Origin of the sequence: Dickeya sp. Secpp 1600 (assembly GCF_003049805.1) — a bacterium.
Taxonomy (GTDB): Bacteria; Pseudomonadota; Gammaproteobacteria; order Enterobacterales; family Enterobacteriaceae; genus Dickeya; species Dickeya fangzhongdai.
The window spans coordinates 4,928,031-4,943,595 of sequence record NZ_CP023484.1; the positions used below are offsets into that span (position 1 = coordinate 4,928,031).

At 59.1% G+C, this 15,565-nt stretch carries 13 protein-coding genes; 2 read left to right on the forward strand and 11 right to left on the reverse strand.

Annotated elements, in window-relative coordinates; genetic code table 11:
• Position 1: 1 nt before the first annotated feature.
• The 4 genes from CPA59_RS22015 to ibpA form a co-directional block, all read right to left on the reverse strand.
• Positions 2 to 1,615, reverse strand: a complete 1,614-nt coding sequence (locus CPA59_RS22015; RefSeq protein ID WP_049853800.1) for a sensor histidine kinase — start codon at positions 1,613 to 1,615, stop codon at positions 2 to 4.
• Positions 1,616 to 1,773: 158 nt separating this feature from the next.
• Complete coding sequence (locus tag CPA59_RS22020) at positions 1,774 to 3,186, reverse strand: anion permease (protein WP_107760699.1); 1,413 nt, start codon at positions 3,184 to 3,186, stop codon at positions 1,774 to 1,776.
• Between the two features lie 673 nt (positions 3,187 to 3,859).
• Positions 3,860 to 4,309, reverse strand: coding sequence for a small heat shock chaperone IbpB (gene ibpB, locus CPA59_RS22025; protein WP_038917402.1), 450 nt, complete (start codon positions 4,307 to 4,309; stop codon positions 3,860 to 3,862).
• A 150-nt stretch (positions 4,310 to 4,459) separates the two neighbouring features.
• Positions 4,460 to 4,873, reverse strand: a complete 414-nt coding sequence (gene ibpA / locus CPA59_RS22030) for a small heat shock chaperone IbpA (protein ID WP_013315795.1) — start codon at positions 4,871 to 4,873, stop codon at positions 4,460 to 4,462.
• A 299-nt stretch (positions 4,874 to 5,172) separates the two neighbouring features.
• On the opposite strand from ibpA, the gene CPA59_RS22035 reads away from it, so the two are divergent.
• The gene (locus CPA59_RS22035) at positions 5,173 to 5,544 is read left to right on the forward strand and encodes a YceK/YidQ family lipoprotein (protein ID WP_049842576.1); all 372 of its coding nucleotides are present in this window, start codon (positions 5,173 to 5,175) and stop codon (positions 5,542 to 5,544) included.
• Here CPA59_RS22035 and CPA59_RS22040 read toward each other — a convergent pair.
• The 7 genes from CPA59_RS22040 to CPA59_RS22070 all read right to left on the reverse strand — a co-directional run bounded on the left by CPA59_RS22040 (position 5,538) and on the right by CPA59_RS22070 (position 15,020).
• Positions 5,538 to 6,542: a LacI family DNA-binding transcriptional regulator gene (locus tag CPA59_RS22040; protein ID WP_038917400.1), complete on the reverse strand. Its 1,005-nt coding sequence runs from the start codon at positions 6,540 to 6,542 to the stop codon at positions 5,538 to 5,540. The two genes, CPA59_RS22035 and CPA59_RS22040, sit on opposite strands and share 7 nt — an antisense overlap.
• 99 nt (positions 6,543 to 6,641) lie before the next feature.
• On the reverse strand, positions 6,642 to 8,000 hold the full coding sequence (locus CPA59_RS22045; RefSeq protein ID WP_107760700.1) for an MFS transporter: 1,359 nt from the start codon (positions 7,998 to 8,000) through the stop codon (positions 6,642 to 6,644).
• Positions 8,001 to 8,113: 113 nt separating this feature from the next.
• Complete coding sequence (locus CPA59_RS22050; protein ID WP_107760701.1) at positions 8,114 to 9,223, reverse strand: exo-alpha-sialidase; 1,110 nt, start codon at positions 9,221 to 9,223, stop codon at positions 8,114 to 8,116.
• 16 nt (positions 9,224 to 9,239) lie between these two features.
• On the reverse strand, positions 9,240 to 10,199 hold the full coding sequence (locus tag CPA59_RS22055; protein ID WP_038917396.1) for a dihydrodipicolinate synthase family protein: 960 nt from the start codon (positions 10,197 to 10,199) through the stop codon (positions 9,240 to 9,242).
• Positions 10,200 to 10,202: 3 nt separating this feature from the next.
• Complete coding sequence (locus CPA59_RS22060) at positions 10,203 to 11,855, reverse strand: signal transduction protein (protein WP_107760702.1); 1,653 nt, start codon at positions 11,853 to 11,855, stop codon at positions 10,203 to 10,205.
• A 49-nt stretch (positions 11,856 to 11,904) separates the two neighbouring features.
• A complete protein-coding gene (locus CPA59_RS22065) occupies positions 11,905 to 13,491 on the reverse strand; it encodes an FGGY-family carbohydrate kinase (protein ID WP_107760703.1) in 1,587 nt (528 codons plus the stop codon).
• Between the two features lie 242 nt (positions 13,492 to 13,733).
• Complete coding sequence (locus CPA59_RS22070) at positions 13,734 to 15,020, reverse strand: DUF3748 domain-containing protein (RefSeq protein WP_107760704.1); 1,287 nt, start codon at positions 15,018 to 15,020, stop codon at positions 13,734 to 13,736.
• Between the two features lie 235 nt (positions 15,021 to 15,255).
• Between CPA59_RS22070 and CPA59_RS22075 the strand changes: the two genes are divergently transcribed.
• A complete protein-coding gene (locus CPA59_RS22075; RefSeq protein WP_042858122.1) occupies positions 15,256 to 15,513 on the forward strand; it encodes a YdgH/BhsA/McbA-like domain containing protein in 258 nt (85 codons plus the stop codon).
• Positions 15,514 to 15,565: the final 52 nt, after the last annotated feature.

Below are 15,565 nucleotides of genomic sequence, written 5' to 3' on the forward strand. Positions count from 1 at the left end.
CTTAATCATGGTCAAACTGCCTTGCTTGATACGGGATATTCACAAAAAACTGGGTGTAAACGTCCGGTTCGGATTCAAAATCGATGGTACCGCCGATTTTTTCCAGACTCTGCCGGGTGAGATACAAGCCGATGCCACGTCCGGAGCCTTTGGTGGAAAATCCTTCCTGGTAAATGCGCTGCTGAATATCCGGCGCGATGCCCGGTCCGTCGTCGCTCACCGTACAGTGTAACTGCCCATCCTGATGATGGAAGGTCACGGTGATCTCGCGGTTTTCCAGACCGGACAAGGCATCCATCGCGTTTTCGATCAGGTTGCCCAGCACGGTGATCAGCTCATTGGTGGCCTGGGAGTCGTCGGTATCCGGCAACAGACTGTCTTCGCTGATGGACAGCGTAACGCCCAAATCCCGTGCCCGATTGATTTTACCCAACAGGAACCCGGCAATCACCGGAGATTTTACTTTTCGGATAATCGAGCCGATTTCCGCCTGATAATTATTGGCGGTTTTTAGAATATATTCTTCCAGTTGCGGGTAATATTTTAAATGCAGCATGCCGAGAATCACATGCAGCTTGTTCATGAATTCGTGTGACTGGGCGCGCAGGGCGTCGGCGTAATACGACATCCCGGTCAGGCGCTGCAGCAGTTGGCTGACTTCCGTTTTATCGCGGAAGGTGGCGATGGCGCCGATAATATCGCCCTTCACCACCACCGGTACTGTGTTGATCAGCAACAGATTGCCGTTGAAATTGATTTCCTCATCCTGCCGCGGCGCACCGGTTTCCAGCACCTTTTCCAGATTCATCAGCGCCGGCCAGCGGCTGATGGTGCTGCCGATCGCCAGCGTTTCGCCAGACCCATGCTGGCTGAACAACCGCTTGGCTTCGTCATTGATAATGGTGACGCGCAGGTCGGTATCCACCGCGATCACCCCTTCTTTGATTTGCTTGAGCATCGCGTTGCGTTGCTCGAACAGATTGGAAATTTCGAACGGTTCAAAACCCAGCATGATGCGTTTGAGGGTTTTCACCAGAAAATAGGTGCCGAGCAGGCCGACCAGCGCGCCGAACAGGATGGTCCAGGGAATAATCCAGCGGTTTTCGTTAATCACTGACTGCACGCTGGACAGCGAAATCCCCACCGCCACCACCCCGAGCTGCTGGTTATTCTCGTCAAACACTGGCGTGAATACACGCAGCGCCGGGTCAAGCACCCCGCGGTTCACCGCCGTATTCTCCAGCCCCAGCAGCGCCGGATAGAGGTCATCGCCGATAAAATGGCGGCCAATTTGCCCCGGCTCAGGATGGGAATGACGGATACCGTCCATGCCGGTAACGATGACGAACAGCAGGTGATTGCGGCTTTTCACGTCCTCGGAAAAACGCTGTACCAGCATCGGATTGCCGATGCCTTTCAGGTCGTCCACCACGATCGGCGAATTAGCGACGGTGCGGGCAATGGCGAAGGCTTTGTCCTTAAGGTGAGTTTCGGTCAGTTCGGTGATGCGAAAAAACAGCAGCGCGTAAACCACCAGCAGCACCGAGCCAATCACCGCCGACACCATCAGAATGATCGACGTGCCTAGTTTTAGCGGTGTCTTTTTCTTACTCATCTCTCGCTCCGGAATTCGCATCATCGATCCCGCTATCTTAACCTGTTCACGCTATTTCTGCGCCATTTCCGCACGCAGAGAACAAAACCGCCGCCCATATCCGGCGGCGGCGAATCAAACAGATAGGCAAAAGACGATCACCACATCCCCAGCACTTATTACCACATCCCCAAAACCTTCCACCACAGGCTGCCGATGCCCAGCCAGATGGGAATGACCACCAGCCCGACCAGGAAACCGATCTTCCACCAGGTTCCCAGCGACAGGTAGCCGCAGCCGAACATGATCGGCGCCGGGCCGCCGGAGTAGTGCGTGGTCGCCATAAACAGGTTACTGAAAGCGGCAAACGCCAGCACCGTCAGCACCGGCGGCGCGCCCGCCGCAATGGCGATCGACACGAAAATGGCGTACATGGCGCTGATGTGCGCCACCGCGCTGGCCATGAAATAGTGGCTGTAGTAGTACACCAGCAGCAACAGTCCTATCATCGGCAACCAGTGCATCCCGGCGACGGCGTGGCCGGCGATGCCGCCCAGCCAGGCGATCAGCCCCATCTTGTTCAGTTGGGTCGCCAGCATCATCAGCACGGCGAACCACACCACAGTGTGCCAGGCCTCTTTCTCGCCGGTTACGTCTTCCCAGCTCAATGCGCGGGTCAACAGCAACACGCTCAGGCCGCCCAGCGCGGTCAGGGTAGCGTCGATATTCAGCGTCGACCCCAACACCCAGAACACCACCAGCCCCAGGAACACGCACAGCACAATCCATTCGTTGCGGCTCATCGGCCCCATTTCGTGCAGGCGAGCCTTGGCCAGCTCGCGCATTTCCGGGGTTTTCTTCAGTTCCGGCGGGTAGAAACGGTAGAGCACCAGCGGGATCACGATCAGCGACAGCAGCCCCGGCACCAGCGTCGCCGCCGCCCATTCGGTCCAGGTCAGGTGAACGCCGAACTGGGTCGCCAGCTTGCTGATCAACGGGTTACCAGCCATCGACGTCATGAACATCGCCGAGGTAATGGCGTTGCACTGGAAAATGGTCTGCACCAGAAACGCGCCGATACGCCGCTGGGTGCCCTGCTCCGGCGTCGAACCGTAAGCTTCGGCGATAGAGCGGAACAGCGGGGTGATAATGCCGCCGCAGCGTGCGGAGGTTGACGGCATCGCCGGGGAAAACAGCAGGTCGGTGAATACCAGACCATACGCCAGCCCCAGGCTGCTGTTGCCGAGCTTGCTGATGAACAGAAACCCGATACGGCGGCCGAAACCGGTTTTGATAAAGCTGCGCGAAATGAAAAAGGCACAGGCAATCATCCAGATGGTGGGGTCGCCAAACCCGACCAGCACATCCTTGACCGGCAGCAAGCCGAGCGCCGAGACGGCGGTGATACTAAAAATGGCAATGGCGCCAAGGGGGTAAGGGGAGAGAATCAGACCGATGACCGTAGCAATAAATATTGCCAGCAGGTGCCATGCGGTAGGATTAACGCCTTCAGGAACAGGAACAAACCAAAATATAACGGCTATGCCGAGGATAATAAGAAGCTTAACTAACCTGCTGTTATTTGCAGACATACCAACACCACTCAAGATTAAAACGAAATCAGCCGCTTTTACCGGAAGTCCCGTGTTACGAGTGGAGGAGTTGTTTTATTTCTTCATCACCCTTATTTCCGCCGTCCGACTATGCGGATAGCGAGTTTTCCGGCGCGCCATCGCCATCTTTCATGGCGGGATACAGCCTGACAAACACAACGGGTACAGCATCAGCAAAAAAAAGACGAGAAAACGAAAAGAACAGGGTGCTTTTCTCGTCCCATCAAAATCAAGTGAAGTGATCAACGGGAAAAATAGTATTATAAAAGTGGAATCCACTACTGTTATTTTAATTACTAAATAGGTTTAATAATTTACTTTTGAAAATAAAAACGCCATTTCAAAAATAAATAAAACCAAAAAACTCGCCACAAAATAACAATTATGGAACATGGAATTAACGATGATGTTAATAATAATTCATTAATGAATACCGCTCTCATCACCGCTATTTATTGGTTTATTTCATTCTATTCAGGCAGGAAATAAAATAATTCTGAAGTATTTTTCGATATTTTCCCTTTAAATGCGGAAAATAACCATTGAGAACTAATGTAAACCATCGCCAGCGCCAGATGACCGGCTGGGAAAAGTGGGAAAAAATGTTAAAAAAATGCCCGCGAGTACCTCGCGGGCGGTCGATTATGGCCGGTTAAGCCTGTTCATCCGGCGCCTTCTCGTGAAGCGCGGGCGCACGGCGGCCGATGGCGATACGCTGCGGTTGCAACGCCTGCGGCACGTCACGAATCAGGTCAATGTGCAACAGCCCGTGCTGGAACTGCGCGTCGGACACATGCAGGTGATCGGCCAGCGTGAAACTCAGCGAGAACGGCTTGAACACCAGCCCCTGATGCAGGTACTGCGCCTTTTTCTCCGGCGGCGTCGGCGCGCCCTTCACGGTCAGACGCTGCCCTTCCACTTCAATATCCAGCTCCGACTGACGAAATCCAGCCAGCGCCAGCGTAATACGGTAATGGTTGTCATCGACTTTTTCGATGTTGTACGGCGGGAATTCCACCGCTTCCTGGTTGCCCATGGCGCTGGCGAGTTTGTCAAAGCCAATCCACTGACGCAGCAGGGGGGATAAATCGTAGTTGCGCATACTCATAACTCCTTCTGTGAAGCGAGATAACGGTTTCCGGCGACAGCCGGGTCGTCCCCATTCGGCGGACGAACAGATGCAATCACTCAGAGAGATCGCTGAGATCGGTTCACTCATCGCCGCGGCGTCGCGCGCCGGCGGCCATCACGATTATTTGATTTCGATACGCCGCGGTTTCAGCGTTTCCGGAATCACCCGTTGCAGATCGATGAACAGCAAACCGTTTTCCAGGTTGGCGCCGTTGATCTGAATGTGTTCCGCCAGCTGGAATTTGCGTTCGAAATTGCGCTCGGCAATGCCCTGATAAAGGTAGTTGCGTGGGGTGGCGTCGCCGCTGTGCGATCCTTTGACAATCAGCATGTTGTCGTGCGCGGTGATCTCCAGTTCGCTTTCAGCGAAACCGGCCACGGCAATCGCAATGCGGTACTGGTTTTCGTCAACCAGCTCAACGTTATACGGGGGATATCCGCCATTGCCCTGGCTCTGGCCGGCTTCCAGCAGATTAAACAGACGATCAAAACCAATAGCGGAGCGATACAGCGGGGAAAAATCGGGGTTACGCATAAACTGCCTCCTAACATGCAGCGAGGTCGAAAGATAACCGCCCTCCATTCGGACAGGCGTCTGGCGTGGGGAAATACCCTGTCGGCGTATTTCCGTCTTGCCTGATATCAATATGGTGACCCACCTCCGCTTTTCAACACCGTGAAGGAAAATTCTCTTATTCTTTCCCCGGTTCAGGTGTAATCACATACACTGGACAGCAAGCACATTTTGCTAAAACATGTGAAGGTCGTAATCCATATGCAGGGTGATGCACGCGCAGTCAACCACGTAACCGGGAAAACTCTCCTCAGGGTAGCATGATGACCATACTGAAAAATGCCTCATTGTCGTTCGTACTGTCAGGCGGGATACTGGCGACATGCGGTGGCTGCTCCAGTGTAATGACTCACTCTGGCGGCGAGCAGGGGTACTATTCCGGCACCAAATCCAGCATGGCTACCATGAAAGACGAGGACACCAGTTGGGCGATGATGCCGATGGTGGCGCTGGACGTTCCCTTCTCCGCCATGCTGGATACGCTACTGCTGCCCTATGACTATTATCGCGTCCACAGCGACCACCACAACACCTCGGCCCGCGACCGGCTGGAAGAATACGAACGCCGCAAGCAGGCAGACGAACCGCCGCCGATGATGATACCGGTTTCGGCAAATAACGCCGGTCAGTGACTTTCCGCCTGGCGGCGGTGGATCAGGGTCATGGGGATCACCGCTTTATGCGGCGGCGCATCGCCGTTCAGCGCCTGCTGCATCGCCGCAAACGCCTGTTCAGTCCAGGCGTCTTCGTTCTGACGCATTGACCAGAGCGTATTCGGTAAAAATCCCAGCATGGCGTGTTCATCGAAGGTGCCGATATTAATGTGCGCCGGAATATAGCCATAGCGCTCGCGCACCACGCTCAGCATCCCTTCCAGCACCGGCAGTGACGACGCGATGAACGCCGGCGGCGGCGCGTCGTGCTGGCGCAAAAACTGCTCCATCATCAGCATGCCGTCTTCACGGCGGTTATGGCTGGCTTCCAGCACCGCCGGGGTCAGCCCGGCCTGCTGCACCGACTGGCGATACCCGCGCAGGCGGTCGCGAATCGCCGGCTGCTGCACGTCGCCGGCCATGAAAAACAGCGGCGCGGCAGGTTGGTCGGCCAGCATCGCTTCGGTCAGCGCCGCCCCGCCCTGCAGGTTGTCACTCATCACCAGCGGCAGTTGATCGATGCCGAAATCACGATCCAGCAGCACCAATGGCTTTTTCACGACCTTAGCGTGGTGCTGAGCCGACTGTAGCGACGACGGCACCACGAATAACCCGTCGACATTGCGCTGCAACAGCGCCTCCACCAGCCGGTTTTCATACTGCGGATCGCTGTAAGAACAGCTGATCATCAGTTGATAGCCCACCTCGCGGCAGCGGGTTTCGAGCTTTTCAGCCAGCGTCGAGAAAAACAGGTTGGATAGTCGGGGCACGATCAGCCCCAGCGTTTCGGTTTTGTTCAGCTTCAGGCTGCGGGCGACGTGATTGACGGTGTAACCGTACTCGGTCACGTACTGATGGATGCGTTGCTGGGTTTTGGCGCTGATCCGATACTGTTCCGCTTTTCCATTCAGCACCAGACGCACCGTGGTCACGGACAACTTCAAGGCACTGGCAATCTGTTCAACTGTTTTCGCCATGAAACAGAATATCCCTGTGAGAACTGAAAGAGGCCAGTGTAGCGGAATAACTAACTCGACGCAGCTAAAGCGCGGCCGACCCTGGCCGCGATCAATAAATCACACCTCTTTGGTCATATCCCGGCGCGACGTTTCCGGCGCTTTCCAGGCTGCGAACGCCGCCACCAGCGCCGCTACCGTGACGTAGGTCGCCACCAGCGTCCAGGACTCGTTATCCAGCGAGGTCAGCCCCTTGGCGATAAACGGAGTGAAACCGCCTGCGACAATCGCCCCCAGTTGTGCGCCGATGGACGCGCCGCTATAACGCACTTTCGGGCCGAACAGTTCGGTAAAGAACGCCGGTTGTACCGAGTTGATGGAGTTATGGGCGATGTTGATCAGCAGGATGTACCCCAGCACCATCAACCCAAAGGAGCCGCTTTCCAGCAGATAGAAGAACGGAAACGCCATCGCCGCGGCGCACAGCGCGCCGAAGATATAGATCGGACGGCGGCCCACCCGGTCGGACAGCGCGCCAAACAGCGCATGCATCGGAAACGCCAGCACGCAGGTCGCCATAATCACGTTGAGCATGGTCTGTTTGGGCACGCCCAACTGTACGGTGGCGTAGGACACGGCGAACACGGTCGCCAGGAAGAACGGCACGCTTTCCGCGAAACGCAGCACCATAATCAGGCAGACGCTGCGCCACTGTTTACGCAGTACTTCCACCACCGGGCTTTGACGACGCGCCGGCTCGCTCTCACGCGCCTGCTGTTGCTGCTGTTGCTGCTGTTGCTGGACCTGCTGGAACACCGGCGTTTCGTCCACCTTGCGGCGCATATACAGCCCCACCAGCACCAGCGCCACGCTCAGCATGAACGGCACGCGCCAGCCCCACGACATCAGTTGGTCTTCCGGCAGCGTCGACACCATGGCGAATATGGCCGTCGCCAGCAGTTGTCCGGAAAAACCGCCGGTCTGCGGGATGGAACCGAGCAAGCCGCGACGGTTGGCGGGCGCGGTTTCCACCACCATCAGCATCGCGCCGCCCCACTCGCCGCCCACCAAAAAGCCCTGCACGAAACGCAGTACCACCAGCAGCACCGGCGCCCAGACGCCGATCTGGTGATAAGTAGGCAGGCAGCCGATCAGAAAGGTCGCCATCCCCATGCCGCCGAGGGTAATCAACAGCGTCAGCTTACGCCCCAGGGTGTCGCCCATGTGGCCGAAGAAGATGCCGCCCAGCGGGCGGGCAATGAATCCCACGCCGAAGGTAGCGAATGACGCCAGCATCGCCGTGACCGGGCTGACGGTGGGAAAGAACAGTTTGCCAAACACCAGCGCGCTCGCCAGTCCGTAGAGCAGGAAATCGTAAAACTCGATGGTGTTGCCAATCCAACTGGAGATCACCACGCGGCGGATATTGGATTTATTGTGCATCGCCTGGTGTTGGGATAATTCCACGGAAATCGACATGATGTTCCTCGCTTTATGATTTTATCGCCCTTCAGGCAAAGCCATCCGGACGCCGCCGTACCCGGAGGTCGGCGGGGGGTGTAGGGTACAGGTTTTTTTGAGTGCTACAACGACTACCCGCTGAATATCAGCGCGCAGTAAACGATATTTTTTCGATTCCAGGTGTAGGTCACATGCAATGTGGTGCCACCGGCATGAGATGTGGCGCCACCGGCATGAGATGTGGCGCCACCGGCATTAACCGTGTCGCCATCGGCAATAATGGCGGGATAAGAAAACTCGCCGGGCTCCTGCTCAAGGTCGATGCGGTTTTCCCAGTGTTCGCCGTTATCGACGGAGCAGGCTACCGTCAGCGGATAACGATGGCGCCAGTTGCCGGTCACCGGGTTGTAGACCAGCACCAGACGACCCGCCCCCAGATGCGCCAGATCGACGCCGCTGTTGTTGTTCGGCAGGTCGATGGCATAAGCCTCGCGCCAGCGGCGACCGTAGTCGTCCGAATCGCTGCGGTACAGCGCGCCGCGCGTGCTGCGCATCAGTACGTGCACCCGCCCCGGCGCCGACTCCCACGCCGACGGCTGAATAACGCCGTCCCACTGGAACACCCGCGTCAGGTCGTTTTCCCACAGCGCCGCCTGCTCCAGTCCTTGCCATAACGCCCCGTCGCCTTCATCGCCGGGTATGCGGTGGGTCAGCGGGATGGGCACGGCCTGCCAGTTCCGGCCCTGATCGCCGCTGAGATCCACGAAGGCATCCCAGTGGCGGTCGTCCTCGACAGACGCGGGCGCCAGCCACTCGCCGTTGGACATCACCAGCAGCTTGTTCTTCACCGGCCCGCGCGGCGCGCTGTCGCCGGGCACCAGCGGACACGGCGCAGACCAGCTCGCGCCGTCATCCGTCGATACCATCACCCGGGTCTGCCAGTGGTGCACATCCGCGCCCACTTTATAGAACAGCCACAACTTGCCCGCCTGCTGGTGCAACACCGGATTCCAGTGCGCCAGCCCGTCTTCCCACGCTATCCGCACCGGCGGCAACCAGCGCCCCTGCTCGGCGCAGGCCAGCCAGATTGCGGTATCGCCGCTGCCTTCCTTTTCGCCGGCAAACCAGGCCACCCGCAGCCGCCCGCCCGGCAATGCCGCCACGGTCGAGGCGTGGCAGTTGCCGAAGTAGTCATGCCCTTCAGGCAGGACGAATTGCTGTGTTGTCATTGTCAGCTTCATCAGGGTGTCCTTCAGGTTACCGGCGCGGTACCGGGAGCTGCGTCGCCAGCGTCTGGCCCAGCCGGAGCATGCTCTCAATCGCCTGTGGGAAAAAGCTCTCGCCGTAGGCGGCGCTGTTGCGCACCCGGCAAACATGGGTCGAGAAATTACCACATTGCTGCTGATAGAACTTGGCGCAGGCCGGATAATCAAGAAACTCCGCCAGCGCCGCCGTACCGAGATAATCCGCCAGCTGCTGCGCCGCCTGCGGGTGCTCGCGCCAGTGCTCGAACAGCCACACGTACAGCTGCGGGTGGAAGTTGGCCATCACGCCGCTGTAGGCCTGACAGCCGGCCTGCAACGACGCCAGCAACGTCTGGCTGTTGGCGTTGGCCAGATGCAGACGCGTACCCTGCGCCAGCTGCAGACGACGACGAATGGTCGGCAGATCGCAGCAGGTGTCTTTGATGAAGGTGTAGCGCCCGCTGCGCGCGCACCAGGCGACCGTCTCGTCAGACAGCAGCCGCTTATAAGGGTAAGGGCACTCATAAATCCCCAAATCCACCTGCGCGGGCAGTTGCGCCGTCAATGCCTGCAACCGTGCCAGCGCCTGTTCGTCAGGCTCGCCCGCCAGCGCCAATCGGTTACTGATCAGGATCACGCCGTCCACGCCGGTTTCCGCCACGCCGTTTAGCTGATCCACCTGCTGGCTGAACGCGTTGGCGGTATGACCCGAGGCCACCACCGGCACCCGGCCGTCTACCTGCGCCACGATAAAGCGCACCAGTTCGCGGGTTTCCGCATCGCTTAAGAAAAACATCTCGCTGGACTGGCAGGCGGCGAACAGCCCGTGCACCCCGGCATCCAGATACCACTCCACCAGCCGCGCCAGCGAGGCGTAGTCGATTTCGCCGCGCGCGTCGAACGGGGTGAGCATCACCGGCCAGATGCCGGTGTATTTGTTTTCATCGCTGAAGGATGAGTTGTCGTAATTCATGATTTACTCCGCCAGCAACCGGTGAGCATCGCCCGCCGTCCATACCTGGATATGCTGCGTCAGCGCCTGAGCGACAAAGGCTTTCAGCACCTCGGCAAGCTTATCCTCGTCCACATACGCCACCGTCAGGTGGTTGCTCTGGTGACCCGCCATCAGGTTGTCGCGGGTGACGCCGTCCAGCACCGCGTTGAGCAGCGGCCACTCGTAGTTGGTGGCGCGGCGGCGGCGTTCAAACTCATCAGTTGGCAATTCTACCGCCGTGCCGGTGCCGATATGCATGATCACCTGCGTGCCTTCGTAATGCGCCCGCGCCCAGACAAAACGCCCCGCCTTGCCCTGCCCGGCGATGGTGGAACCGCCGTACGGGAAGAACATCGGCGGCTGACGATAGCCGGTGGCGCCGGCGATACCGCCTTTGAGGTGAGCAAACGGCACCGCGCCGGAAATTTCCAAATCCCAGTAGAAGACGCCCTGATACTCGCTGCCCCAGCGAATATCGTGCAGCGTGGTTTCCGCCGGTAGCCCCAGCCCATGCAGCAGATGCCACAACATCACCTGCGGAATGGCGCTGCCCATGTCCACTTCATTGATGCAGGGGATAGCGACATCGGGGCGAATCGGCTCGCCCTGCTCATCCGGCAGCGGGAAGCGCTCTGCGTTGCCGATCGCCCCTTCGGCGAAATCGGACGCGGCGCAGCTGTCTTTCAGCCCCTGCTGGTACTGCACCCCGACCGCCGTCAGCCCGAAGCGCTGCACGACGCGCGCCATCGCAATCATCATCGCGCACTGCTCCAGCACCTGATCCCGCGTCAGCTGGCGGCTGCCGTCGTCGCCAAACTCAAACTGCATACCACGCTGCTCATACCACGCCAGACAGTTTTCACGCAGGGCGTGCGGCACCTTCGCCATCTCCACCAGCAACGCCGACTGGGACAACGACTCAATCGGCATACCAATATTCACCATCGCCTGCTGCGGGAACACGCCGTTGATCATCCCCATGCAGAAGGTGTCGAACAGCCCGATAATCGCTTTATGCCGCAGAATGTATTCCCCCACCTGACGGCCAATCTGACCGGCAGGCGCCGCCAGCAGCGGATGAGACGCCGCCACCGGGCGCAGGTAGCCGGTCTTGTGGCTGACCGCGCCGTCGCGCAGCCAGGTCGCCAGCCCCTGACGAAACGCGTCGTCCTCAAAGGTTTCCGACCACAGCCGGGAATACGTGCGCCCCAGACTGGTCAGGCAGCCCGCCATGCACAACATGCCCACCAGCCCCGGCCAGGTGCCGTCGAAATTGGCCAGCAGCAATACCGGGCCGCGGTGGTGCACCAGCGACGGCGCGACATGGTGAGAATATTGCCAGGCGGTCAGCAGCACGATCACCGGCGCGTCGGGGTCGAGCGCGGCGAACACATCGCTGCCTTCCCGCTGGCTGCTGATGAAACCGTGCCCGCGGGCGTTGTCTACCGCATGAGCGCGCGTCATGCGGTATCCCAGTTGTTCCAGCGCGCTCTGTAGACGGCTTTCAAACTGCTGCTGGGTCGGCCAGCAGGTCAGGTTGGCGGACTCCCGCAGATCCGCATTGGTAACCAGCAAAACCTCGCGTTCGCCGACGGAAAGCCGGCGGGGTGAAGCGGGAAGATTCAGTGTCAACATATGTACTCCTGGTGTCCGTTCCGGACGATGCCGGAAGAAAATTCGGCTATCAGTGACGGCTCATCTGTTGCTGGGCGGCCTGCTGGTAGTCATACATCTGTAAATAAATCTGGTATTTGGCGTCGTGAAACGCCTGATTGTATCGGTCGGCGCGAATAAGCAGGCCGGGCTGCACCAGCGCCTGCGCCGCTTGCGGCAGCGAGGGATACGCGCCGCAGGCCACCGCCCCCAGCAACGCCGCGCCGAGCGTCACTGCGTCTTCTTCGCTCGCCAGTTGAATATCGCAACCGGTGATGGCGGCATATTCCCGCAGCCACAGCGGATTTTTGGTGGCGCCGCCGCACATCGTCAGCCGGGTAATCTGATGACCGGCCTGATTCAACGCCTCGATAATGTGGCGGGTGCCATAAGCAATCGCCTGTAGCGTCGCCAGATACAGCCGCGCCAGCGCATCCGGCCCTTGTTCCAGCGTCAGCCCCATCACCATGCCGCGCGCATTCGGGTTGGCGCGCGGCGAGCGGTTGCCGTGGTGATCCGCCAGCACATGCAGATGACGGGTCGGCAGCGGTTCGCGCTGTTCCAACGACGCCACCCACTCGTTCAGCAGCGCATACGGGCTACGGTGCTGTTGCTCCGCCTGCGCCGTCAACGCCGGCCATTGCGCATGCTGGCGCAATGTCCATTCCACCAGCGCGCCCGCCGCGCTCTGCCCGCCTTCGTTAAGCCACCACTGCGGCAACATCGCGCCCCAGTACGGCCCCCACACGCCGGGCACATCGACCGGCTGACGACTGACCAGCATATGGCAGTTAGACGTACCGCTAATGACGGCAAGGCTGCCCTGTGGTTCGCCGCCCACCAGCGCCAGCCCGCCGGCGTGCGCGTCGATAATGCCGCCGGCCACCACCACGTTTTCCGGCAACCCCCAGTCGCGCGCCACGTCGGCGGCCAGCGTCCCAGCGGCGTCGCCCAGTTGCAGGATGCGCGGCGGGATTTTCTGCGGCAAATCAGCCAGCCCAACCGCCTGCAACAGGCTGTCGCTAAAGCGGTTTTCATGCGCCAGATAGTTCCACTTGCAGGTCAGCGTGCAAACGCTGGCGGCGTCCGTACCGGTGGCGCGCCACACCAGATAGTCCGCCAGATCGAAAAAGCGCCATACCTGCTGATAACGTGCCGGGAAATGGCGTTTTAACCACAGGATCTTGGGCAGTTCCATCTCGATGCTCACCTCGCCGCCTACATAGCGCAGCGCGTCGTCGCCGGTGGCGTTGATGTCGGCGGTTTCGGCGGCGGCGCGGTGATCCATCCACATGATGATGTCCCGCTGCGGGTCGTTCTGCTCAGCCACCGATACCGGCTGCCCCTGCGGCCCGACCGCCACCAGCGAGCAGGTGGCGTCAAAGCCGATGGCGCGTACCTGCGAAGGCGCTATCGCCGCCATGCCCAGCGCTTCACGTACGCAAGCGCCGACCGACTGCCAGATATCCGTCGACGATTGCTCTACCACGTGCGTGCGAGGATGAAACTGTTCGATGGGCCGCACCGCAAACGCCAGACGCTGGCCATTGCCGTCAAACACCCCGGCCCTGACGCTGGCCGACCCGACATCCACACCGATGAAGCAACCGTTTTTCATGCTGAAATCTCTTTGCTAAGTCGAGTTAGCAATGTATTTGAAGCACGGAGTCGGTGACAATGTTTTTTGCTGCGAACTGTGAGGCGGATCGGTGAATAAAAAGCAATCGTTTGAAAGGAAACAGTTTTATTGGGTAATCAAAACAGCGGAGCGCTGGAAACCACCAGAGAAGGGCGGAAGCGGGGTAAACAACAGGCGGCGGGCCAGTCTGGGCGCGCCGCCCGTCAGGAAAAACGCCGGCGTTAACGCATGACCGTCACCACAAAAATCTGGTTGTAGCCATCAATATCCCGTAGGTAGGCGATGCGATCGCCATCCGGCGAAAACACCACCGCATCCCCCACCGGCGGCGTTTCGCTGCGCACGGTCTGGCGAATCAACCGACCGGTCGCTACTTCGCACAGCATCACGCTGTTGTCGCCAATGAACGCCAGATATTTGCCGTCCGGATGCCAGCTGAACGCCGACTGTACCGGCCAGTCGCCCTGCGTCACCTGACGGGGTTCGCCGCCGTTCGGCAATACCGTCCACAACTGCACCACGCCGCGATCGTCTTTCATCAGAAACGCGATTTGGCTGCCGTCCGGCGAACTGCGCAGCCAGTGACGCGGTTGATTGACTACGCCGGGATGTAGCCTGTCGGCGGTAAAGGTGAGACGCCGCTGGCGCACGCCGGCAGGCGGAGCAGGCAAACGATCGTCGGTGCCGCCCAACGGCCGCTCGCCGGGGCGGGCGTAATCGTTAAGTTGCTCCGGCAAATCGACGATAAACACTTCCGGCACCTTCTCGCCGCCAGCGGACAGCGTATCGCCGATAAACGCCAGCGCCCAACGCTGACGGCATCCATCCGGACGCAGATAGCCTGCCGTCCCCACCCAGCCTTCTTCGTAGGCGCGGTTGATGTCATCGCTGCCGGGGCGCGGCTGCGGCGTGGTGTCGCTCACCAGCACGCAGAAATGGCTGCCGTCGTGCTCGCGCGGATGGCGGTGGGGCGCGGCCACCGGATGCAGCGGCACCGCCACCCCGACATTGCGCAGATCCAGCGCCGGGTCGCGCTCGTGCAGCACATGGTCGTTGTAGGTGAAACTCAGCCGGCTGCCGTCCGGGCTGAACACATGCACATGGGAACCGCCGCGCAGCGCGCCGGCCAGATACGGCGCCGTCAGCACGCAGGCATCCAGCGTCGTGGCCTGCTGGCGGTCATCATCCGATATCACCACGCCGCGGCGGTGATGAAAATCGTACTGCCAGCGCTCATCGGGGTGTTCCGGGCCGTGGATAAACACATAACGTTGCGGCGCCACCGGGCTGCCGGTCGCTACGCCGACATGCGCGCCCTGCCCGGCGCGGTAAATTACCTCGCGCTGACGGGTTTCCACGTTGACGCGTTCGATGGTCAATCCCGTGAATGAAGATCCGTGCGGCCGAACGTCATAAATCAACCAGTTGCCATCGCATGACCAGATATTTATATTGGTTAACTGATGTGAAAAAGCATTAAATGTTATCTGACTGTCTTCATTCTTCACAGATTTTTCGCCTTCTTGACATAACTTGGCATATCCTAAAAAATCGCTCAAAAAATAACAAAGACAATAGAAATCATTGAGTTATTTTCCATTCCTGACTGTATTTCCCATCAAAAAAATAGAAAGATATCTTCAACAACCTCCGTTTTCCACGAAGGCCAACAGGGCGTAACCTTTCCGTTATCGAAAGGACAAACGCCTTTCAACGTCATTTACCCGAGGAAGGAAAAAGATCATGAAAAACATCAAAACCATCGCTATCGCCGCTGCCCTTGCCACCGTATCTTTTGGTTCTTTCGCCGCCCAGAGCGTCAACTATGAGCAAGCCCAGCAGCTGGAAAAAATCGGTTCCGTTTCCGCCACCGCCAACGATCTGAGCTCGCTGCAGGCCAAACTGGCCCATCAGGCTGAGGCCGCCGGCGCTTCCGCTTACACCATCACCTATGCTGGCGGCGACAACACCCTGCGCGGCAACGCGGTGATCTACAAATAATCGCCCACGCTCATCATTACCCTCGACCCCGGTGCCTGTGTCCCCCCGGGGT

Coding starts and splice junctions, on each gene's coding strand:
- CPA59_RS22015 (WP_049853800.1), bottom strand. CDS start 1,615: ATGAGTAAGAAAAAGACACCGCTAAAACTAGGCACGTCGATCATTCTG.
- CPA59_RS22020 (WP_107760699.1), bottom strand. CDS start 3,186: ATGTCTGCAAATAACAGCAGGTTAGTTAAGCTTCTTATTATCCTCGGC.
- ibpB (WP_038917402.1), bottom strand. CDS start 4,309: ATGCGCAACTACGATTTATCCCCCCTGCTGCGTCAGTGGATTGGCTTT.
- ibpA (WP_013315795.1), bottom strand. CDS start 4,873: ATGCGTAACCCCGATTTTTCCCCGCTGTATCGCTCCGCTATTGGTTTT.
- CPA59_RS22035 (WP_049842576.1), top strand. CDS start 5,173: ATGATGACCATACTGAAAAATGCCTCATTGTCGTTCGTACTGTCAGGC.
- CPA59_RS22040 (WP_038917400.1), bottom strand. CDS start 6,542: ATGGCGAAAACAGTTGAACAGATTGCCAGTGCCTTGAAGTTGTCCGTG.
- CPA59_RS22045 (WP_107760700.1), bottom strand. CDS start 8,000: ATGTCGATTTCCGTGGAATTATCCCAACACCAGGCGATGCACAATAAA.
- CPA59_RS22050 (WP_107760701.1), bottom strand. CDS start 9,223: ATGAAGCTGACAATGACAACACAGCAATTCGTCCTGCCTGAAGGGCAT.
- CPA59_RS22055 (WP_038917396.1), bottom strand. CDS start 10,199: ATGAATTACGACAACTCATCCTTCAGCGATGAAAACAAATACACCGGC.
- CPA59_RS22060 (WP_107760702.1), bottom strand. CDS start 11,855: ATGTTGACACTGAATCTTCCCGCTTCACCCCGCCGGCTTTCCGTCGGC.
- CPA59_RS22065 (WP_107760703.1), bottom strand. CDS start 13,491: ATGAAAAACGGTTGCTTCATCGGTGTGGATGTCGGGTCGGCCAGCGTC.
- CPA59_RS22075 (WP_042858122.1), top strand. CDS start 15,256: ATGAAAAACATCAAAACCATCGCTATCGCCGCTGCCCTTGCCACCGTA.